The organism is Chitinophaga caseinilytica (genome assembly GCF_038396765.1).
GTDB lineage: Bacteria > Bacteroidota > Bacteroidia > Chitinophagales > Chitinophagaceae > Chitinophaga > Chitinophaga caseinilytica.
This window is the reverse complement of record NZ_CP150096.1, coordinates 6,051,124-6,070,304: the sequence shown is the minus strand read 5'-3', so window position 1 is coordinate 6,070,304 and position 19,181 is coordinate 6,051,124. Positions and strand designations below refer to the sequence as shown.

Genomic DNA, 19,181 nt, shown 5'->3' with positions numbered 1-19,181 from the left:
TCCTTCTATTTTTCATTTTTCAATCGCTCAGTTGTAAACTTTCACCATGTATACGAATTCTTCCAGTTTTCGTGCCTGGTCTACACGGGGCAGGCCGATCAGCTGGTTCTTCTGTTTGAGGTCTTTGCGGTTGAATTTTTCTTTCGGTAATTCTTCGAGGAGGCGTTTGAGGTGGCCGGATTTCACCGCGAAGGCGATGCCTTCGGAGGTAGACTGGCGGCCGGTAATGATGCCGATGAGCTCGCCGTTCATATCGAGCAGGGGCGCGCCGCTGTTGCCGGGGTTGACGGGGATGGAAACCTGGTAGGCCAGGGTATCGCCATTAAAACCGGTTTGTGCGCTGATATAGCCCATACCGAAAACGATCTCGTCTCTCGGGTAGCCCATGGAAAACACTTCCTGCCCGAGGCGGGAGGGGTCTTTTTTGAGCGTATAGGGGAGGGGGCGGTGCGGAAAGTGCTGTCTGCCACGCGGAGCACCGCCAGGTCGGAAGACACGTCTTCGAACACGCTCACGGCCTTGAAGGCTTCTCCTTTATTATTCTGCAGGTAAATGGAATCCGCCCCGGCGATCACATGATAATTGGTGACCATATAGCCGTTCCGGCTGATGGCGAAGCAGGTGCCACCGTAGGTGCCGGGGTTGGCGGGACCGGTGTTTTTATTGTTGATATCGCGGATGAGGGCGTTCTGCGAGCGCTGGATGTTGTTCAGCACACGGCGGACGTCTTCATATTTGGCGGTGTAGGAGATTTTGGCGGAACGCTGCATGATGGCCATGGTAGCGAGGGAGGTGACCAGCGCGATGGATGCGGCGGCGGCAACGGAGTACCAGGTGCGGCGGCGGCTGGTCATGGAAACGATGGTGGCCTGGGCAGGCTGGGCCTGTTGGGCCGCAGCGGCGGCGCGGGGGTGGATGGCGTTCATCCGGGCGCGGAGGTCCTGGCGCTGGCCGTGGCCCCTGAGCTGGGAAAGGAACGCCTCGTGGTCGGAAACTTCCCGTTGGAGGTCGGGGTTCCGGCGCAGGAGGGTTTCGAACGCTTCTTTTTCCGGGGCGGCCATTTCTCCGTCCAGGTAGCGTTCTATTTCCTGTATTTTATGTAATTCGTTCATCACGGCTGATCGTGCTCTTTTAATATATTAGTTCGCAAAAAATAATTTCTTCAGGCGCATGAGGCATTTGTACTTCTGGTTCTTGGCATTTTCGGCGTTCGTATACCCGAATTGCTCCGCGATTTCCTGCATGCTCCGGTGGCGGATGTAATATTCCTCCAGGATGGTTTTGCAGGGCTCCCCGATCTTTCCCATGGCTGTTTCCATCTGTCGGAACTGGGCGTCCTTTTCGAGATGGGCCTCCAGGGCCTCGGCCGCGTCTGCAGACTCCTCGACGTCGTCTGTCAGGGGGGCGCTGTTGGGGCCGCTCTGGAGCTTTTTGAGCCACATCCTCCGGCAAACGGCATATAAAAATGTCTTCAACCGGGAGGAGAGTACGAAATTCCCTTCTTTTGCCTTTTCATATAATACAATCATCGCTTCCTGGAAGATGTCTTTGGCATCGTCCGCCGATCCATAATGCTGCAAAATCATCCTTTCAACCATCGGGTAATGCTCCAAATAAATGATTTCCAGAGCTTTATCATCGTTGACGGCTAATCTGTGCAGTAATTCCTGATCCTTTTCTATGTGCAAAAGATTATTCACTGATTAATACGGTTTGGGCCGGTTTAGTAACCCAAAGTAGGCAAAATAAATTTTTTTTCAGATTGCGGGTTACCTTTCTCCGAAACCGGGTATAAAGGTTAAATCTCATTTCAAATAAACCTTAAAACGTATCAAAATGAAAAAATTCGGTTTCCTCGCTCTCGCCCTGGGTCTGTTCGCTGTAGCTTGCAACAACGCTGGTACTGCCACTGAAGGTGATTCCACTAAAGTTGACAGCCTGGTTCAGGCAGCTCAGAGCACTGTTGACTCTGCTGCTCAGGTAGTTGATTCCGCTGCTCAGGTAGTTGACTCTACTGCTAAAGCTATCGACTCTACTGCTAAAGCTCACTAATTATAGGCAAGCATTAAAGGATATTTATCCGGCCCCGGCGTTACGCCGGGGCTTTTTTTTGCCCCTCCGCCTCCGTTCTCCCATCCCCCGGAATTATTTGCTATAGCATTCAATCCACCGTTTTACTAGCCAACTGAAGGGCATTTTTCGTGGTTTATTGAACATTTTTCAATCGATATTGATGTTTGTTAGACGAAATTGATTTTTTTACTCCGCTGTTTGAAAAAATGAAATCGTGCCTTACTTTTGTTCTATCAAACAACGCAAATACATTATCTGATGCAACAGCATACTTTTGGATACTTTTACGGCTTTTACTTTTTCTGGTACCAGAATTAGGAGGTTCGTTTTAGCTGATCCAAACAGATAAAAAAATATAACGGGCCTCCTGCAAAAGGGGGCCTTTTCTTTTTAAAATTATGCAAACCGGTAAAAGCCAGATATGTCACAGAATCGATTTTATGCCTGCTATTTTTACTTTTTCTTTTACGCAAAAGAAAGCGGGACTCTCTTGTGATAACGGTCAAAACCGGTAGAATGAATGGAAGGGTCCCGCCACACAGCGGGGCCCTTTTTATTGCTCAACAGTATCTTAAACAACATATATGCGCATCGCGATCCAGGGATTTGAAGGATGTTTCCACCAGATAGCCGCCCAGAATTACTTCGGCAAACAGACCACCATCGAGGCCTGCGCCTCGTTTTCGGAGCTCGTCCGTAAAGTGAAGAACGGCGAGGCCGACGTAGACGCCGGCATCATGGCCATCGAAAACTCCATCGCCGGCAGCATCCTGCCCAATTACTCCCTGCTCAAAAATTCCGGGCTTCACATCGTTGGCGAGCTGTACCTCCAGATCAACCAGAACCTCATGGTACTGCCCGGGCAAACGATCGACGATATCCGCGAAGTACATTCGCACCCCATGGCGCTGCTGCAATGCATGGACTTCCTCGCCCAATATCCCCACATCAAACTGGTGGAAACAGAAGATACCGCCCTCAGCGCCAAACACGTGAGCCAGAAAAAACTGAAGACCACCGGGGCCATCGCCGGCCAGCTCGCAGCCGATATTTTCGGGCTGGAAGTGATCGGGCGAAATATCCACACGGCTAAAAACAACTACACCCGCTTCCTAGCCATTTCCCGGAACGGCGTGAAGACGCCCGCCGATGCAAACAAATCTTCCGTATATTTCCAGACGTCCAACGAGCGGGGAAGCCTCGCCCGCGTGCTCACCATGATCGCGCAGGAAGGCATCAACCTGAGCAAGATCCAGAGTTTTCCCATACCTGCGAAGGAATGGCATTATTACTTCCACGCAGACATGGAATTCGATTCTCCGGAGCACTTCCAGCAGGCGCTCAACAAAATCGAGCCGCTCACAGAGCAGCTGACCGTTCTGGGGATTTACAAAAAAGGCAATACGCATACCTGATACCAACAATAATCTAACACCAAATGCAACCATCCGTAGCCAAAAGATTGCAGCATACCGAGGAATACTACTTTTCACGGAAACTCCGGGAGATCGACGACATGAACAAAGCCGGCGCCCGCGTGATCAACCTCGGCATCGGCAGCCCGGACCTCCCGCCGCACCCCTCCGTGACCGCCGCCCTCAACGCATACGCGGCCAAACCCGATACCCATGCGTACCAGGGCTACAAAGGCATCCCGGCCCTGCGGCAGGCCATGGCAGGTTGGTACAACCGCTTCTACGGCGTAACGCTCGACGCGGATTCGGAAGTGCTGCCCCTCATCGGCTCCAAAGAAGGCATCATGCACATCTGCATGACCTTCCTCCAGGAAGGCGACGAAGCCCTCATCCCCGATCCCGGCTACCCCACCTACCGCTCTGCCGTGCAGCTTTCCGGCGCCACGCCCGTAACTTACACGCTCAGCGCGGACAACGACTGGCAGCCCGACTTCGCGGCACTGGAGCAGCGCGACCTCAGCAAGGTGAAACTCATGTGGGTGAACTATCCCCATATGCCGACCGGCTCCCAGGCCAAGGCGGATACATTCGAAAAACTCGTGGCCTTCGCCACCAAACATAATATCCTGCTGTGCCACGACAATCCGTACAGCTTCATCCTCAACGACGCGCCCGCCAGCCTGCTGGCTACGCCCGGCGCGAGGGAAGTGGCCCTGGAACTGAACAGCCTCAGCAAATCCGGCAACATGGCCGGCTGGCGCGTGGGCATGCTCGTAGGCAAGGCGGCTTTCCTGAACGATGTGCTAAGGTTTAAGTCTAATATGGACTCCGGCATGTTTCAACCCGTACAAATGGCCGCAGTGGCTGCTTTGGAGCTGGGGAAAGATTGGTACGACGGACTGAACGCCATCTACGCCGGCCGCAGGAAGAAAGTCTTCGAACTGCTGGACCTCATAGGTTGTACGTACGACCGCAACCAGGTGGGCATGTTCGTGTGGGCGCAGATCCCCGCGGGATACGCAGACGGGTTTGCGGTGAGCGACGAAGTGTTGCAGCAGGCGCATGTCTTTATCACGCCCGGCGGGATTTTCGGGGAGAACGGGAAGGGCTACATCCGTGTGAGCCTTTGCCGGGACGAGCAGGTGTTTGCCGAAGCGATCGACCGGGTGCGGAAACAAATCGTTGACCATAAAAAAGCCCTCGTATGATAGCAGCTGTAGTAGGCGTAGGCCTCATCGGCGGTTCGCTGGCCCTGAGCCTGAAGGAGCGGGGCGTGGCCAACTGGATCATCGGGGTAGACAATAACACGGCCAACCTGGCCAAGGCGCAGGAACTGGGGATCATCGACGAGGGCTCCACGCTCGAAGACGCGATGGACCGCAGTAACCTCGTGGTGCTGGCGATCCCGGTGGATGCCACGCTGGGCGCGGTAGTAGGGATTCTGGACAAGGTGAAGGACGGACAAGTGATCATGGACGTAGGCTCTACCAAACATAAATTACTGCAACTCGTTGCCGGTCATCCCAACAGGGGACGCTTCGTTGCCGCCCACCCGATGGCCGGCACCGAGTATTCCGGGCCGGAAGCAGCTGTGAAGGGGCTTTTCACCGGTAAGACCATGGTGCTCTGCGACGTGAAGAACAGTGACGAAGACGCCGTGGAAATGGTGGAAGCGATGGTAGACAAGCTGAACATGCGCACCGTATATATGAACGGCGAAGAGCACGACCTGCATACGGCTTATGTGTCGCACATCTCGCACATCACTTCGTTTGCGCTGGCGCTGACGGTGTTGAAGAAAGAGAAAGAGCAGGGCCGGATTTTCGAGCTGGCGAGCGGTGGTTTCGAATCTACCGTGCGTTTGGCCAAAAGCTCGCCCGATATGTGGGTGCCCATTTTCAAGCATAACCGTAACAATGTGCTGGACGTGCTCGACGAGCATATCCGGCAGCTGGAGCAGATGAAGGAACTATTGCAGTCGGAAGACTATGAAACGTTCTACAAGCTCATCCAGAAGAGCAATAAAATCAGAAAAATCCTGAAGTAATCACCCTTTTCATCAACTAACACATCACGATAACAAATGGAACAGATCTTAGCAAAAACGAAATTCGCAGATCCGGCGTCTGACAAGAAGCCGCTGATCATCTCCGGCCCCTGCTCGGCCGAAACGGAAGAACAGGTGCTGGCGACCGCGCTGGCGCTGGCCAAAACCGGCAAGGTGGACGTGCTGCGCGCCGGCATCTGGAAGCCCCGTACCCGCCCCGGTTCTTTCGAGGGTATTGGCACAAAAGGCCTGCCCTGGCTGCAAAAAGCCCGTGAACTGACCGGCATGCCTTTGACCGTGGAAGTGGCTACCGCCAAGCAGGTGGAAGATGCGCTGCATTTCGGTGTAGACATCCTCTGGATCGGCGCCCGTACAACGGTAAACCCGTTTTCCGTACAGGACGTAGCCGATGCGCTGAAAGGTGTTGACGTTCCCGTGCTTATCAAAAACCCCATCAATCCCGACCTGGAGCTTTGGATCGGCGCTGTTGAGCGTATCCAGAAGGCCGGTATCAAGAAAGTGGGCCTCATTCACCGCGGCTTCTCCAGCTACGGCAATACCGAATACCGCAACGCGCCCATGTGGCACCTGGCGATCGAACTGAAACGCCGCCACCCCGAATTGCCGATGATCTGCGACCCGAGCCATATCAGCGGCCGCCGCGACATCCTGCAGGCCGTGGCACAGGAAGCCATCGACCTGGATTACGACGGTCTCATGCTCGAAACGCACGTAGATCCCGATAACGCCTGGAGCGATGCGAAACAGCAGATCACGCCCGAGAAATTCGGTGAAATGCTCGACAACATCACCTGGAAGCACGAGCGTTCCGAAAACAAGGAATTCAACACCGCGCTGGAAAAACTCCGCAACCAGATCAACGGTATCGACGACGAAATCCTGCTGCTGCTGGGCAACCGCATGAAAATCGCCGAGAAAATCGGTCAATACAAAAAGGAAAACAACATCACCATCCTTCAGACCAACCGCTGGAACGAGATCCTCGACCGCGCCATCCGCGCAGGCGAGAAACTGGGCCTCAGCAAAGAATTCATCCTGAAGTATTTCGATGCAGTTCACCTGGAATCCATCAACCGTCAGAACAAAGTGATGAACGACTAAGCCAATATTTTCCGGTACGAATATGATTAAACAATCTCACCGTTTCCAGCAATCGAGCTGCGATTATTACCTCGGCGGAAGTCTCGCCAACCTGGGCGAATACGCCGACAAATCACGGTCGGTATTGCTGGTAGACGAAAACGTGGACCAACATTACGGGCATCTTTTTACCGGCTGGAAGAAGCTGGTAGTGCCCGACGGGGAAGAGCACAAGAACATGGAGGTGATGGAGCAGATCATTGACGGGCTGATTGAGCTGGAGGCAGACCGCAAAACGATGCTGATCGGCATCGGTGGCGGGATGTTGACAGACGTCACCGGGTTTGCCGCGAGCATTTACATGCGGGGCATTCCGTTCGCTTTCGTTCCCACTACCTTGCTTGCACAGGTAGACGCATCCATCGGCGGAAAAAACGGCGTGAGCCACGGCATGCATAAAAACATGCTGGGCACCATCCGCCAGCCGTCTTTCATCCTGTTCGACTATTCACTGCCTTCCACCATGCCGGAAGGGGAGTGGTGCAACGGTTTCGCCGAGATCATCAAATACGCATGCATCTACGACGAAGAACTGTTCACCTACCTGGAAGTCAATAAAGACAAGGCTTTGGCGCAGGATGTGGAAGTTTTGCAATTCCTCGTACAGCGGTCTGTGGAGATCAAGACAAAATTCGTATTGGAAGACGAGTTCGAAAGCGGTGTACGCCGCTGGCTGAACTTCGGGCATACGCTTGGCCATGCCGTAGAAAAGATCGAGAGCATCGCACACGGAAAAGCAGTGGCCATCGGGATGGTAGCAGCCGCTAAGATCTCCGAAAAATACAACCAGCTGCCGCCCGAACAAACCAACCGCCTTATCCGTTTGATCAATGATTACCGGCTGCCGGTGACCATGACTTCCGACAAGGAAGCGGTGTTCAATATTTTCAGGCTGGACAAGAAGCGTGAAAAAGACCATATTCATTTCGTGCTCCTGAACAGGATCGGCGAGGCCATTACCAAGCCGATCCTGCTCGACGAGCTGAAACAGATCTTACAAGAAATATAGCCATGATAGCAACGATACAACCCGGTAACATCAGCGGCAACGTAACTGCCAATCCGTCCAAAAGCGCCATGCAGCGCGCGGTGGCGGCGGCGCTCCTGGCCAACGGGAAAACGGTGATCCGCAACCCGGGCCTCAGCAACGATTGCCTCGCCGCCCTGGAAGTGGCCGAAAACCTCGGTGCCATGGTGAAACGCGTAGACGAAGAGATCCACATCACCAGCCGTGGCGTGGCGCCCTTCTACGACGAGATCAACTGCGGCGAATCGGGCCTCGGCATACGGATGTTCACGCCCATCGCAGCCCTCGCCGACCGCAACATCACCATCAGCGGCCATGGCAGCCTCACTACGCGGCCCATGCACTTCTTCGAGGAAGTGCTCCCGCAACTGGGCGTGCAGATCAAAAGCAACGAAGGCAAACTGCCCCTCGAAATCCTCGGACCGCTGCAAGCGAAAGACATTACCATCGACGGTTCCCTTTCCTCGCAGTTCCTCACCGGCCTCCTCATGGCCTTCGGCAGCGTGGCCGAAAAAGCCACCATCACCGTAGATAACCTGAAAAGTAAGCCCTACATCGCCCTGACGCTCCAGCTGATGGCGCATTTTGGGGTGAAGGTGAGAAACGAGAACTTCGAAAAATTCCATTTCGAAAGCAAACAAACCTACCGCGCCGGCGAATACACCGTAGAAGGCGACTGGAGCGGTGCGGCTTTCCTCCTCGTAGCCGCCGCCGTGGCCGGAAAGGCGGAAGTGCACCATCTCAATACACAGTCTGCACAGTCGGACAAGGCGATCATGGAAGCCCTCGAGAAAGCGGGCGCCGACATCCTGCCGGGCATGTTCACCATCATCGTCGGCAAGGACGGATTGAAACCTTTTGAAATTGACGCGACCGACTGTCCGGACCTGTTTCCTCCGCTGGTGGCCCTGGCCGCCAATTGCCAGGGAACTACCGTGATCAAAGGCGTGAGCCGCCTGGCGCATAAGGAAAGCGACCGTGGGCTTACGTTGCAGCAGGAGTTCGGCAAAATGGGCATCCGTATCGACCTCGACGGCGACCTCATGCATGTGCATGGCGGGACCGGCATCAAGGGGGCGCGGGTGAGCTCGCACAACGACCACCGGATCGCCATGGCCTGCGCCGTAGCGGCGCTTACGGCCGACGGGCCCGTTGTGATCGACAACGCGGAAGCCATCAATAAATCTTACCCCGAATTCTACGACCACCTGCAACAGCTGGGTGTGACCGTAGTAACGGAAGGGGAAACCGTAAAACACTGACAACATGAACAGCTTCGGCAGATTATTCAGGGTGAATGTATTCGGAGAATCGCACGGGGAAAGCGTCGGCGTTAACATCGACGGCGTTCCTGCGGGCATCTCCCTGCGCCAGGACGATTTTCTGGCCGACCTGGAGCGCCGCAAAGGCGGTGCGCGCGGCACCACGCCCCGGAAGGAAGACGATTTGCCGTTCCTGAAATCGGGCGTGTTCAACGACCGTACAACCGGCGCGCCCATTACGATCCTTTTCGAAAACAATAATACCCGGAGCGCGGATTATGCCAAGCTGCGGGAGTTTCCGCGGCCCGGCCACGCAGATTTCGTAGCGGCGAAGAAATTCGGCGGATTCGAGGATTACCGTGGCGGCGGGCACTTCAGCGGCCGGTTGACGCTCAACCTCGTGGCGGCAGGCGTGATCGCGAAGAAGATATTGGGAGACAGCATCTCCGTGAGAGCCGAGATCACCGAAGTAGGCGGCATCGCCGATCCTGAGCAGGGATTGGAGGAAGCCATCAAAGCCAAAGATTCGGTGGGCGGCATCGTGGAGTGCAGGGTAGACGGGTTGCCGATCGGGTTGGGAGAACCGTTTTTCGATTCCCTCGAATCCAACCTGGCGCATGCCGTGTTCGCCATCCCGGCGGTGAAGGGCATCGAGTTCGGCGCAGGTTTCGCCGCGGCGAAAATGAAAGGCCTCGAACATAACGACCCCATCATCGATATGGAAGGCAAAACCGCTACCAATCACGCCGGTGGCGTGGTGGGAGGGATCACCAACGGCAACCAGCTGGTGTTCCGCATCGCGGTGAAACCTACCTCTTCCACCCCGAAAGAGCAGCAAACGCTCAACATCACGACGGGAGAAGTAGAAACTTTCTCGGTGAAGGGGCGTCACGATCTCTGCATCGCGCTGCGTGTGCCCGTGGTGCTGGAAGCCGTAACAGCCATGGTGCTGGCGGATTTCATGCTGCTGGAGCAACGCAGGCCCAGGGTGTTTGGAGCGTAACATCGAAACAATCGGTTATTGGATACAAAGCCCGGCCAGACTGCCGGGCTTTTGCTTTTCCGCGGATTTAGATTTCCGGGCGGCCAATCCGGCCAGGCCGCCGGCGGATATAAATCGGTGCACGCCAAAGGCGAAACCTTGGCTTATGTTTAACCAAAAATCTTTAGATGCACATCAACATTTTAGTGATCATATGTATGGCTTTGGCATCAGGATGCCAGCCGAAACAGCCGTCTTCCCGGCAGGAAAGCAAAGCAGATACGCTCCGCCCAAAGCTGGAGAAGCTCGCCGGTCACCTGGATTCCGTCAACAACATCTGGGTCGCGGACGATACGCGATATTCACCTGATCCGTTTTCAAGCCCCGAAAGCCCGTACGCCACGGTTTCCATCCCGGGCGATACGGCGGTTGTTGGCCTTATCAACCGCAAAGGCGAGATCGTGGTGCCCATCCGGTACCACCAGATCAGCCTGGGTTTTGCGTACGGTCTCAATAACGTAGGGATAGGGGACAAGCACGGTTTGGTGAACGAATACGGCCAGGAAGTGGTGCCGCCGGTATACGACTATATCGCCATGGATGTGGAAGACAGCCTGATCCGGATCGGGATGAACGATAAGTATGGTTTGATCGATCTGCAGGGGAAAGTGGTGATCCCGCTGGAATATGCCGATGTAAAATCTGTCGGGGAAGGAATGGTGGCGGTGATGAAGGAACCGCAGCGCTGGGGGATCGTGAACCTGAAAAACGAAAGGATCCATCCACCGGTTTTTACCTATACAGACCGTTTCGTGAATGGCGTGGTTACGTTACAGCAGGCCGATGGGGAAGATTATCTGGTGTATGCGAATGGAACTGTCAAGAAAAAATAGCACACAATTGTCCACTTTTAAATCGCCTGTCGGATGAAGAATACATCAACATTTCTGAAAATCGCTTCCCTGGTCATTCCTGCCTTCCTGCTGGTATATGTATACTGGCTACGGGAAGGTATTTCCGGGAGCGGAGGGAGTTACGACCTCACCAAGCTATATGTAGCCGCCGCCGTCGGGATCTGGTCGGTATTGTATGTTCTGGTGATGCTGATGAACAAAACCCGCGGACAGGTAGTATACCTGCTCGCGGGTGGTTTTTTGTCCGGATTTTCATGGATGCTGGTCTTGAAGATGATGGGGTGATCCTCAATGTGCACGGGGCTTTGGGGCGCAGGGGAAGGCCAGCGTTTCGTTGGCGGGCTTGTTGCGGAAATAGTCGGCATAAGCTTGCGCGGCTTCTCCGCAAAGGGCGTCTTTCTCTTCTTTCGGGGCGAGGCGAAGCGCTTCGTGGAATGATTGCAGCGCTTCGATGCCTTCTCCTTTTTTCATGAGCACCCGGGCGCGTTGGGCGTGGTAACCGAAGAACAGGGGATCTATGACGAGGAGCTCCTCATACATGAAGAGGGCGGTCCCGAATTGATGGTCCAGCTCGAAGGCTTGCGCAGCGTAAAAATCGAGGTCTTCCGTGTATTGGTCCTGGTAACCTTGCGCGCCCCACAGTAAATCTACCCTGTGTTTCCAGACGTTGTAAATTTCGATGGCGCGATCGGGGCGGGGGATCTCGATGAGCATCCGAACGTAATTGTGGAAGGGGAGCGCACTGTATACATAATCATGCTGGATCGCTTTTTCGAAGTATTCGGCGGCCTTGGGGTAGTCTTTCAGGAAATATGCGCTCACCGCGGAGAAATGGAGCATTTCGGGGTTTTGGGGATCCATCTTCAAGGCGAAAGCGGCTTCGCGGAGCGCTTGCGCGTGTAGTCCCTTTTTAGCCAGGCATTTGGCTTTGAGGAAGTGGTAGTCGGGGTTTTGGGTGTTGCGGGATATGATGTTGTTGAGGAGCGTGATGGCAGCATCGGATTTTCCTTCGTCGTACAGGGTTTGTGCTTTTTTGTATTGGCCAGACAGCGTTGGTTCATCGGCCGAAGGAGCAGCGACCGCCAGGGCCATAATGGGCTGGAGATCGCTGTACTTTTCGTTTTCGGCATCAGTGAGGGGGCGCATGGATGCCAGTTGGCCATTGGGGTTGAAAGTGATGGAGAAAAGCCGGTTGCAGGAATAGCCGCCATTTTCGTTGCCGTTTTTCAGCACGCGCTGGATTTGCAGATGATCTGGATTCCCGGCCACGAAGAGCGTACACAGCTGCGGATGGTGCCCCAGTTCGAGGATTTCAACATCGCCGGCAGCCAGGGCGCGCACGCCGCGGACGTAATTCACTTCGGTCCGTTCACCCCCTTTCGGTGCAAGGGTTTGTCCGGTTACGGGGCCGGAGGCGATGGCGAGACCAATTAAAATCAGGATGATTTTTATATCCATAAGATCAGGTATATGCCCGGCGAATTTGCGGCAATATGATCAAACGGCGGGAGCGGGTTTGCGATTTGAAAGGGTTTTCCTGTCATTCGCTGCGCGCTGTTTTATATCCGTTTCAGCTACCGTTCCTGACCGGTAATACGAGGCGCACGATGGTGCCGGGGCTTCCGTCGAGTATCTCCACGCCCGCAGCTATCCCTTCTTCGCGGGCCAGCATGGCCAGGCGTTCCCGGGCAATGGTCCCCGACAGCGAAGGGTGCTCCTTCTCTTCGGCTCTTCCTTTCATTCCTGCACCGTTATCCTCAATCCACACCACCGCGCATTTCTCATTCACTTCCACCGTTATCCGTACCATCCCCTGCTCGCCCATCAACCTGATCCCATGCAGGATCGAGTTTTCCACGAACGGCTGGATGAGCATGGGGGGATGAAAGCGCCCTCGGCGTCGGGGCAAACGATCTCATAACGAAACGCCTGTTCGAAGCGCATTTGCTGCAGCGCGAGATAATTTTCAAGCGCCTCGATTTCCTCCGTCAGCGGCGCATAGCTTTGCCGGCTCAGTTCCAGGTTGCTGCGTAGCAACCGGCTGAAATGACCCAGGTACCGGATGGCGGGCTCCTGTTCGTTGAACCGGATGAACCGTTGCAAGGCACCAAGCGTATTGAAAATAAAATGCGGCTCCATTTGTGCCCGCAGCAGCTGCTGTTGCAGCAACACCCCCGCCTGTTCCTCCCGCATGCGCTTCTGCCGCTGGAAATAATAAGCCATCACCAGCCAGGAAACCGCCAGCACACCGCCGAGCACTGCAACCAGCAGCAGCAACCGCTGCATGGCGAGCGTTTCGCCGGTTTCGGCGGCCTGAAGGTCCATTTGACGGATGGTGCGGTCTTTGGCCTGTAATTCGTAGAGCGCGTCGAGCTCGGCGGCAGACTGCACGCCGGCGTTGCGGGAAATTTGGTCTTTCAGCTGCAGCAATTCCGTTGTCGTTGCCTGCGCAGCCTGTACGTCTTTTTCGGCGAATTGAAGGTCTGACAAGGCTTTGAGGCCTATGGCCCTTTCGTCGTCCGCCAACATTTCACTGAAAGACCGCTCAATTTCTTTCATCCGCTGCGTCAATTGGCGGGCTGCCGATAGCCTGCCTGCGCGGGATTCCAGCGAAACGAGGTTAGCCAGGGTTGTGTACAGGTTCCGCGGCGCGCTGGGCTGATGCGCCGCCAGGGCGGCTTCGTCGAAGCCGCGGACACGCCCGTAATGCACGATGGCGCTGTCGAACTGAAACGCGAGGGTATGGAAAAGCCCGGCGTGATCTTCCGAAAACCGCAGCTGCAGGGTGTCGCCGGTTTGCTGTGCGATGTTGCGGATGTTTTGCAATACGTGGCGCAACGAATCCACCGGCGTTCCATCTTCCGCCATGGCGGCAAACAACTGCGATTGCGCGCGGAAAAGGTGGCGGGTACTGGGCTCGGGCATTTGATGGAGGATGGCCAGCGCTTCCCTCATTTGCCGGATGGCCCGTGGATGCTGGCCCTGCTTCGTATTGTATTGGCCCGCGTTCAGCAGGCAAATGACTTTCGCCAGGGGCCTGGTGCCGGGAGCTTGCCCGTTGAGGATGATCGCGGCGGAAGCATTGTAGCACCATGCCGCCTGGTGGTATTTGCGCTGCTGTTCTGCCACAATGCCCGCACCATTGTACAGCATGAAGCGCAGTATATCGTTCGCTTCATCGGGCCCCAGTTGCCGTAGCGCTTCGCCGATATGGTATTCCGCGCTATCGGGAATCGTTCTGGCGACGGCCTTGGCGAGCTGGTACCGGGCGTAAACGATAGCGGTGGTATCGTGTCTGGCCGTTGCGGTCTGCAACGTTTGTCGCCAGCTGTGCTCCTGGATTTGGGGGCTTGCCGTTTGCAGACTGTCCGCCGTTTTTTCCAGCTGATCGAAAGCAGTGACGTCAGGAGGTGTGGCCGGCGGCCTGCAGGCGGCCAGGAAGCATATTCCCCATACAGGGAGCCGTCTGGAAATCATCGGTAAGTGCTCAGGAGTTGAATGATGAGGTCGCGCTTGCGGGTGGCCACGGGAATTTCGGATTGGTCGTCCATCACGAGGAATCCGCTTTTCAGGTATTTCGCGATGCGGCTGCGGTTCACGATCCACGATTGGTGCGGCCGGATGAACTGCTCTGGCGGCAGTAGCGATTCGTAGTGCTTGAGGGGGCGGGAAGCCGTAATTTTTTTGCCGGGATGCAGGGTAATGCTCGTGTAGGCGCCGTCGCCCGCCAGGTGCACGATATCGCCGAGGCGGATCATATGAAGGCTGTCTACCGAAGGGATGCAGATCCGGTCGTCGGGGTCTGCGGGCTTGCCCGGCAGCGCCATTTCGCGGGCCAGCTCCAGCCGCTGTTGGTACGCCAATTCCTGTTCCTGCAGCCGTTCTGCGGCCTGCGAGAATTCTTCATGGCAAAGGGGTTTGAGCAGATAGTCGAGCGCCCCGAAACGGATGGCGCGGATGGCGTGGTGGCCGAATGCGGTGATGAAAATGATGCGGAAAGCTGGGTTGGGGAAGTGGTGCAACAGATCGAAGGCAGTGCCGTCTTTCAGCTGGATGTCGAGCAGGAGAAGGTCGGGTTGTCGTGCGATAATGAGTTCCCGTGCGGCTTCAACGCTGTCTGCCGTTCCGGCGTGCTCCAGTTGGGGCGTTCGTTCAACGAGCCATTCCAGTTCCTTGCGAGGCGAAGGTTCGTCTTCAACGATAATGGTTTTGAAACGTCGCATAAGTAGGTGATGGTAGAAAGGTGCTGCGGATGTCTTCATAAAAAAAACTGACCGGAACAGGGTACCGGCCAGTTTTATGCATTGATATGCGAGATCTATTCTTTCACGATTTCGATCAACTGCACGTCGAACACGAGCGTGCTGTTGGGCTGGATCTTGGCACCGGCCTGACGTTCGCCATAGGCCAGGTCTGCCGGGATGAAGAGCTTCCATTTGGAACCAACGGGCATCAGCTGGAGGGCTTCCGTCCATCCCTTGATCACGCCCGTCAGCGGCAGTACGATGGGCTCGCCGCGCTGTTCGGAACTATCGAAAATAGTACCATCGATCAGCTTGCCGGTATAATGCACTTTCACTTTGTCCTGCAGCGAAGGTTTGGGGCCCGTCCCGTTCACCAGCACCTGGTATTGCAGGCCGCTGGGCGTGGTGTTCACGCCTTCCTTCGTTTTGTTGGCGGCCAGGAATTGTTCGCCGGCGGCTTTATTCTTAGTGGCTTTTTCCAGCTTGATCTGCTGCAGGTAATTGCTGACAACGCTCATCCCTTTTTCAGTGGTGATCATGGCAGAATCGCCCTTGTAGATATCTTCGATGGCTTTGAAGAAAAGCTGGAGGTTCAGCGTATCCAGTCCCTGCTTTTTCAGCATTTCGCCCATATCGTTCCCGATGGTGTACGACACGGAATCGAGCGTGGTAACGAGGGCGGGAGGGGGCGGCACTTCGGGGCCTTTCTTCTTCCTTTTTTGGCTATAGGCGGCCTGGACGGTCAAAACGCCCAGCAAACAGATAAACAGGCTTTTTCTGGAAATCATACAGATACATAAAATTTGTAGCGCAATATAACCAATTATTTGATCCGGCTCCAGATTTCGTACATCGGGTCGCCGGCGGTGCTTTTGCCGCTGTGGTGCCACTTTCCGTCTTCCACTTTCGCGTCGAACTGCACCTGTTTGCCCACCCGGTTATTGTCCCGCGAAAAGAATTCGATGTTTTCTGTGTATTTACCGTTTTCGAACGTGTAAGTGCCGCCGCCGGTACCGAAGAATTCCCCGGTCTCGGTATTCATCGCGATCCACTGAAATCTTCCGCCCGTAAGCATTTTGAAGGTTTTACGCGGACCGGGCTTCATTTCCGACATTTTCCCTTCGGTCACCCTTCCGGTAATGCGCCAGGTGCCGGTAAGTCCGTTCGGTGTTGAGTTTGGCGCCCTTTTCCAGCGGAGTACCGTGGTTTGGTCGGGCAGGGTCACGGATAGATCGTCGCCGTTGTGCTGGAACGTCACTTCGTTGGGATTTCCCACCATTCCCTTATCCGTGCTCGAAAACTCGAACGTGCTGATCATCTTGCCATTATCCACTTTGGTAGCGCCGCCGAAAGTGCCGATGAACGTTTGGGGCGTGAAATGCGTCACGGAAAAATAACCGTCTTCGATCAGCAATACCGCCATGGTATCGGTGGGCGCGTCTGGTTGGTAGATCCAGGCGCCGTTGGTGCCCGATTGCGCGTAGCCCGCGGTGAGCAGGACAGACAGAAATACGGTGAACAGTGTTTTCATGGTTGCGTATTTTTTAACGTGGTGGATGGATCACTTCGAAAGAACGGGCAGCAAAATCCGCGAAGCGTTGGCGGCGCTATGCCAGATCTGGATGTCTGACGGCACGAACGCTTCCGGCCCGGCTTTGTAAATATCCGTAAAAGTCTGCGGATTCCGGTCTACCAGCGGGAACCAGCTGCTTTGCACCTGGATCATGAGCCGGTGGCCTTTCTGGAAGGTATGCGCCACATCGGGGAGCGTAAATTTCACCGGCGTCACTTTCCCGGGCACGAAAGGCACGGGTTTTTCGAAGCTCTCCCGGAATTTGCCGCGCATCACTTCGCCGCGCACCAGCATCTGGTACCCGCCCATGGGGTAAGTCGCTGAAACGTAACGCCCGTGAGCGGTTGGGGCATCCGGCCCCCCGTAACTGAAATCATCCGGGAACACATCGATCACCTTTACGACGAAATCGGCATCCGTAGTGCTGATGCTGGCCAGCAGCTCCGCCACCACCGGGCCGGCAAGCGTCATGTCTTCGGTCAGCACGCCGGTCTGGAACACCAGCACATCCGGCCGGCGGGCCGCAAATCGCTGATCGTCCGTCATATAGCTGATGGTACGGGTATGATGGATTTCCGGAACGTAGGGCACCGGTTTGGAAGGATCGCTCGTATAACGGCTGGATTCCTTGCCCGACGCGGGTTTGCTGAACGACAGCCCGCCGCCCGGCTGCAGGTACATCGCCTTTTCGGTAATGCCGGCGGCAGGCCACTGGTCGAAATGGAGCCACTGGTTTTCGCCGGTAAAGAATACGGTAGCTTCCGGGATCGCTTTTTCGGGCGATCCGAGGAGATAATGGTCGAAGAACGGGTGCTCGATGTTTTCCTGGTACCATTCGGCGGTATTTGCGCCAAATTTCACATTGCCGAGGAAGGTGCCGTCGTTGGTAGACCATTGCCCGTGGTACCAGGGGCCCATCACAATGCGGTTGCTGATACCTGGGTTCTGTTTTTCGATGGCTTTGTAGGTGGCCCATGCGCCAAAGCAGTCTTCCGCGTCGAAAGTACCGCCCACTACCAGCATGGCGGGGCGCAGCTTTTGAAGGTGGGGGCGCACGTTGCGGGCTTTCCACCAGGCATCGAGGTCGGGATGGCCGTAGAGATCTTTCCAGAAAGCGATGCTATCGCCCATCAGTTGCGCGATTTGCGGCAGGGTGCCGGCTTCGAGGAAGAACTTATAGTTGTCTTTGGTGGGATAAGGATAGCCTGTTGGCCCCTCCGTTGTGGGATAAGGCCGCGGTTTGCCGAAGCCGCTGTAAAAAGCGAAGGCGTCGCTGAGCATGAAAGCGCCGTTGTGGTGGAAATCGTCGCCCAGGAACCAGTCGGTCACCGGCGCCTGGGGGCTTACGGCCTTCAGCGCGGGGTGATGGCTCAAAGCGGCCATGGTGGAGTAAAACCCGGGATAGCTGATCCCGGAAACGCCCACGTTCCCGTTGTTGCCTTTCACGTTTTTTACCAACCAGTCGATGGTGTCGTACGTATCGGTGGATTCGTCGGTTTCGTTCTTTTTGGGTGCGGGATTATAGGGGCGAACGTCCACAAATTTGCCTTCGCTCATCCACCGGCCGCGCACATCCTGCTTTACGATGATGTACCCTTTGCGGAGGTAATGCGCGAAGCTGGCGCGCATTTTCGGGAACAGGCCTTCGCCGTAGGGCGCGCAGCTGTAGGGCGTGCGCTCGATGAGGATGGGATGTTGGCCCGGCGCGTTTTTGGGCGCATAGACCACGGTGAAGAGCCGGGTACCGTCGCGCATGGGGATCTGAACTTCCGTTTTGGTGTAATTTTCGTGCAGCCAGGAGGGTTCTGATTCCTGTTGCGCGCGACTGGCGGAAAATGCCAGCATGGCCACAAAAAAGGCCAGGATTTGTTTAAGCATGTCTTTTAATTGATCGGGTTTAAATATACGGTGTCTGCTTTACATGACCGGATTTTACCTAACTTCCCACCACAAACTTAGCATCTATGCCCAGACCCACGAAGCCGGAGTACGCCGTGTTTTACGAGACTTACGTAAGCAGGGTGCCCGAAGACGATCTGACCGCCGCATTCCGCAAACACACCGCATCCGTGCTGGTGTTCCTCAACAAAATCCCCGCCGCCAAAAGGGAATTCGCTTATGCCCCCGGCAAATGGACCGTCAAGGAAGTACTGCAGCACATCATAGACGCCGAGCGGGTTTTCGCCTACCGTGCCCTTAATTTCGCGCGGAAAGACGCAAACCCCCTGCCGGGATTCGACGAAAACGAATTCGCCGCCGTGGCGCGCACGGAACATCGCGAGTGGAACGATATGGTGGAAGAATTCCAGTTCGTCCGCAATGCGTCCGACCATTTTTTCCGCGCGCTGAACGAAGAGGAGCTTTCCCGTACGGGCGTTGCCAGCGGCAATCCCATCAGCGTCAGGGCCCTGGGGTTCATTATCCTCGGCCACGCCATTCACCATATGGAAGTGGTGAAAGAAAGATACCTGTAAAGCAAATTT

At 55.5% G+C, this 19,181-nt stretch carries 20 protein-coding genes and 1 pseudogene; 11 read left to right on the top strand and 10 right to left on the bottom strand.

Annotated features, from left to right (window positions below; genetic code table 11):
- Window positions 1–27: 27 nt before the first annotated feature.
- The 3 genes and pseudogenes from WJU22_RS25120 to WJU22_RS25110 form a co-directional block, all read right to left on the bottom strand.
- Window positions 28–252 (bottom strand): hypothetical protein, encoded by a 225-nt coding sequence (locus WJU22_RS25120; RefSeq protein ID WP_341843795.1) that lies wholly within the window; start codon window positions 250–252, stop codon window positions 28–30.
- Between the two features lie 36 nt (window positions 253–288).
- Window positions 289–593: pseudogene (locus WJU22_RS25115) on the bottom strand (trypsin-like peptidase domain-containing protein); the annotation flags it as partial.
- A gap of 546 nt (window positions 594–1,139) precedes the next feature.
- Window positions 1,140–1,613, bottom strand: a complete 474-nt coding sequence (locus tag WJU22_RS25110) for a sigma-70 family RNA polymerase sigma factor (RefSeq protein ID WP_341840919.1) — start codon at window positions 1,611–1,613, stop codon at window positions 1,140–1,142.
- A 223-nt stretch (window positions 1,614–1,836) separates the two neighbouring features.
- Here WJU22_RS25110 and WJU22_RS25105 point away from each other — a divergent pair, with 223 nt between their 5' ends.
- The 10 genes from WJU22_RS25105 (at window position 1,837) to WJU22_RS25060 (ending at window position 11,166) form a co-directional block, all read left to right on the top strand.
- Window positions 1,837–2,052 carry a hypothetical protein gene (locus WJU22_RS25105; RefSeq protein WP_341840918.1) on the top strand — a complete coding sequence of 72 codons (216 nt, stop codon included), beginning with the start codon at window positions 1,837–1,839 and terminating at the stop codon, window positions 2,050–2,052.
- Window positions 2,053–2,657: 605 nt separating this feature from the next.
- A complete protein-coding gene (locus tag WJU22_RS25100) occupies window positions 2,658–3,488 on the top strand; it encodes a prephenate dehydratase (protein ID WP_341840917.1) in 831 nt (276 codons plus the stop codon).
- A gap of 23 nt (window positions 3,489–3,511) precedes the next feature.
- Window positions 3,512–4,696 (top strand): pyridoxal phosphate-dependent aminotransferase, encoded by a 1,185-nt coding sequence (locus tag WJU22_RS25095; protein WP_341840916.1) that lies wholly within the window; start codon window positions 3,512–3,514, stop codon window positions 4,694–4,696.
- Window positions 4,693–5,535 (top strand): prephenate dehydrogenase, encoded by an 843-nt coding sequence (locus tag WJU22_RS25090; protein WP_341840915.1) that lies wholly within the window; start codon window positions 4,693–4,695, stop codon window positions 5,533–5,535. The genes WJU22_RS25095 and WJU22_RS25090 overlap by 4 nt, the downstream gene beginning before the upstream one ends.
- Window positions 5,536–5,571: 36 nt before the next feature.
- Window positions 5,572–6,657, top strand: coding sequence for a chorismate mutase (locus tag WJU22_RS25085; protein ID WP_126247001.1), 1,086 nt, complete (start codon window positions 5,572–5,574; stop codon window positions 6,655–6,657).
- 22 nt (window positions 6,658–6,679) lie between these two features.
- The gene (gene aroB, locus WJU22_RS25080) at window positions 6,680–7,705 is read left to right on the top strand and encodes a 3-dehydroquinate synthase (protein ID WP_341840914.1); all 1,026 of its coding nucleotides are present in this window, start codon (window positions 6,680–6,682) and stop codon (window positions 7,703–7,705) included.
- A gap of 2 nt (window positions 7,706–7,707) precedes the next feature.
- On the top strand, window positions 7,708–8,985 hold the full coding sequence (gene aroA, locus WJU22_RS25075) for a 3-phosphoshikimate 1-carboxyvinyltransferase (protein ID WP_341840913.1): 1,278 nt from the start codon (window positions 7,708–7,710) through the stop codon (window positions 8,983–8,985).
- A gap of 4 nt (window positions 8,986–8,989) precedes the next feature.
- On the top strand, window positions 8,990–9,988 hold the full coding sequence (locus WJU22_RS25070; RefSeq protein WP_341840912.1) for a chorismate synthase: 999 nt from the start codon (window positions 8,990–8,992) through the stop codon (window positions 9,986–9,988).
- Window positions 9,989–10,185: 197 nt separating this feature from the next.
- Window positions 10,186–10,860: a WG repeat-containing protein gene (locus WJU22_RS25065; RefSeq protein ID WP_341840911.1), complete on the top strand. Its 675-nt coding sequence runs from the start codon at window positions 10,186–10,188 to the stop codon at window positions 10,858–10,860.
- Window positions 10,861–10,893: 33 nt separating this feature from the next.
- On the top strand, window positions 10,894–11,166 hold the full coding sequence (locus WJU22_RS25060; RefSeq protein WP_341840910.1) for a hypothetical protein: 273 nt from the start codon (window positions 10,894–10,896) through the stop codon (window positions 11,164–11,166).
- A 3-nt stretch (window positions 11,167–11,169) separates the two neighbouring features.
- Here WJU22_RS25060 and WJU22_RS25055 read toward each other — a convergent pair whose 3' ends face one another.
- From WJU22_RS25055 to WJU22_RS25025, 7 genes are all read right to left on the bottom strand, one after another.
- Window positions 11,170–12,339: a tetratricopeptide repeat protein gene (locus tag WJU22_RS25055; protein ID WP_341840909.1), complete on the bottom strand. Its 1,170-nt coding sequence runs from the start codon at window positions 12,337–12,339 to the stop codon at window positions 11,170–11,172.
- Between the two features lie 112 nt (window positions 12,340–12,451).
- Window positions 12,452–12,739 (bottom strand): hypothetical protein, encoded by a 288-nt coding sequence (locus tag WJU22_RS25050; protein WP_341840908.1) that lies wholly within the window; start codon window positions 12,737–12,739, stop codon window positions 12,452–12,454.
- Window positions 12,706–14,358 carry a histidine kinase gene (locus WJU22_RS25045; RefSeq protein WP_341840907.1) on the bottom strand — a complete coding sequence of 551 codons (1,653 nt, stop codon included), beginning with the start codon at window positions 14,356–14,358 and terminating at the stop codon, window positions 12,706–12,708. Before WJU22_RS25045 ends, WJU22_RS25050 begins: the two co-directional genes overlap by 34 nt.
- Window positions 14,355–15,104, bottom strand: a complete 750-nt coding sequence (locus tag WJU22_RS25040) for a LytTR family DNA-binding domain-containing protein (RefSeq protein WP_341840906.1) — start codon at window positions 15,102–15,104, stop codon at window positions 14,355–14,357. Before WJU22_RS25040 ends, WJU22_RS25045 begins: the two co-directional genes overlap by 4 nt.
- A 95-nt stretch (window positions 15,105–15,199) precedes the next feature.
- Window positions 15,200–15,913, bottom strand: coding sequence for an FKBP-type peptidyl-prolyl cis-trans isomerase (locus WJU22_RS25035; RefSeq protein WP_341840905.1), 714 nt, complete (start codon window positions 15,911–15,913; stop codon window positions 15,200–15,202).
- A 35-nt stretch (window positions 15,914–15,948) separates the two neighbouring features.
- Window positions 15,949–16,656: a hypothetical protein gene (locus tag WJU22_RS25030; RefSeq protein ID WP_341840904.1), complete on the bottom strand. Its 708-nt coding sequence runs from the start codon at window positions 16,654–16,656 to the stop codon at window positions 15,949–15,951.
- Window positions 16,657–16,686: 30 nt separating this feature from the next.
- Window positions 16,687–18,576 carry a CocE/NonD family hydrolase gene (locus tag WJU22_RS25025; protein ID WP_341840903.1) on the bottom strand — a complete coding sequence of 630 codons (1,890 nt, stop codon included), beginning with the start codon at window positions 18,574–18,576 and terminating at the stop codon, window positions 16,687–16,689.
- Between the two features lie 86 nt (window positions 18,577–18,662).
- Here WJU22_RS25025 and WJU22_RS25020 point away from each other — a divergent pair, with 86 nt between their 5' ends.
- A complete protein-coding gene (locus WJU22_RS25020; protein ID WP_341840902.1) occupies window positions 18,663–19,172 on the top strand; it encodes a DinB family protein in 510 nt (169 codons plus the stop codon).
- Window positions 19,173–19,181 lie beyond the last annotated feature (9 nt).

Coding starts and splice junctions, on each gene's coding strand:
- WJU22_RS25120 (WP_341843795.1), bottom strand. CDS start 252: ATGAACGGCGAGCTCATCGGCATCATTACCGGCCGCCAGTCTACCTCC.
- WJU22_RS25105 (WP_341840918.1), top strand. CDS start 1,837: ATGAAAAAATTCGGTTTCCTCGCTCTCGCCCTGGGTCTGTTCGCTGTA.
- WJU22_RS25100 (WP_341840917.1), top strand. CDS start 2,658: ATGCGCATCGCGATCCAGGGATTTGAAGGATGTTTCCACCAGATAGCC.
- WJU22_RS25095 (WP_341840916.1), top strand. CDS start 3,512: ATGCAACCATCCGTAGCCAAAAGATTGCAGCATACCGAGGAATACTAC.
- WJU22_RS25090 (WP_341840915.1), top strand. CDS start 4,693: ATGATAGCAGCTGTAGTAGGCGTAGGCCTCATCGGCGGTTCGCTGGCC.
- WJU22_RS25085 (WP_126247001.1), top strand. CDS start 5,572: ATGGAACAGATCTTAGCAAAAACGAAATTCGCAGATCCGGCGTCTGAC.
- aroB (WP_341840914.1), top strand. CDS start 6,680: ATGATTAAACAATCTCACCGTTTCCAGCAATCGAGCTGCGATTATTAC.
- aroA (WP_341840913.1), top strand. CDS start 7,708: ATGATAGCAACGATACAACCCGGTAACATCAGCGGCAACGTAACTGCC.
- WJU22_RS25070 (WP_341840912.1), top strand. CDS start 8,990: ATGAACAGCTTCGGCAGATTATTCAGGGTGAATGTATTCGGAGAATCG.
- WJU22_RS25065 (WP_341840911.1), top strand. CDS start 10,186: ATGGCTTTGGCATCAGGATGCCAGCCGAAACAGCCGTCTTCCCGGCAG.
- WJU22_RS25060 (WP_341840910.1), top strand. CDS start 10,894: ATGAAGAATACATCAACATTTCTGAAAATCGCTTCCCTGGTCATTCCT.
- WJU22_RS25055 (WP_341840909.1), bottom strand. CDS start 12,339: ATGGATATAAAAATCATCCTGATTTTAATTGGTCTCGCCATCGCCTCC.
- WJU22_RS25045 (WP_341840907.1), bottom strand. CDS start 14,358: ATGATTTCCAGACGGCTCCCTGTATGGGGAATATGCTTCCTGGCCGCC.
- WJU22_RS25040 (WP_341840906.1), bottom strand. CDS start 15,104: ATGCGACGTTTCAAAACCATTATCGTTGAAGACGAACCTTCGCCTCGC.
- WJU22_RS25035 (WP_341840905.1), bottom strand. CDS start 15,913: ATGATTTCCAGAAAAAGCCTGTTTATCTGTTTGCTGGGCGTTTTGACC.
- WJU22_RS25030 (WP_341840904.1), bottom strand. CDS start 16,656: ATGAAAACACTGTTCACCGTATTTCTGTCTGTCCTGCTCACCGCGGGC.
- WJU22_RS25025 (WP_341840903.1), bottom strand. CDS start 18,576: ATGCTTAAACAAATCCTGGCCTTTTTTGTGGCCATGCTGGCATTTTCC.
- WJU22_RS25020 (WP_341840902.1), top strand. CDS start 18,663: ATGCCCAGACCCACGAAGCCGGAGTACGCCGTGTTTTACGAGACTTAC.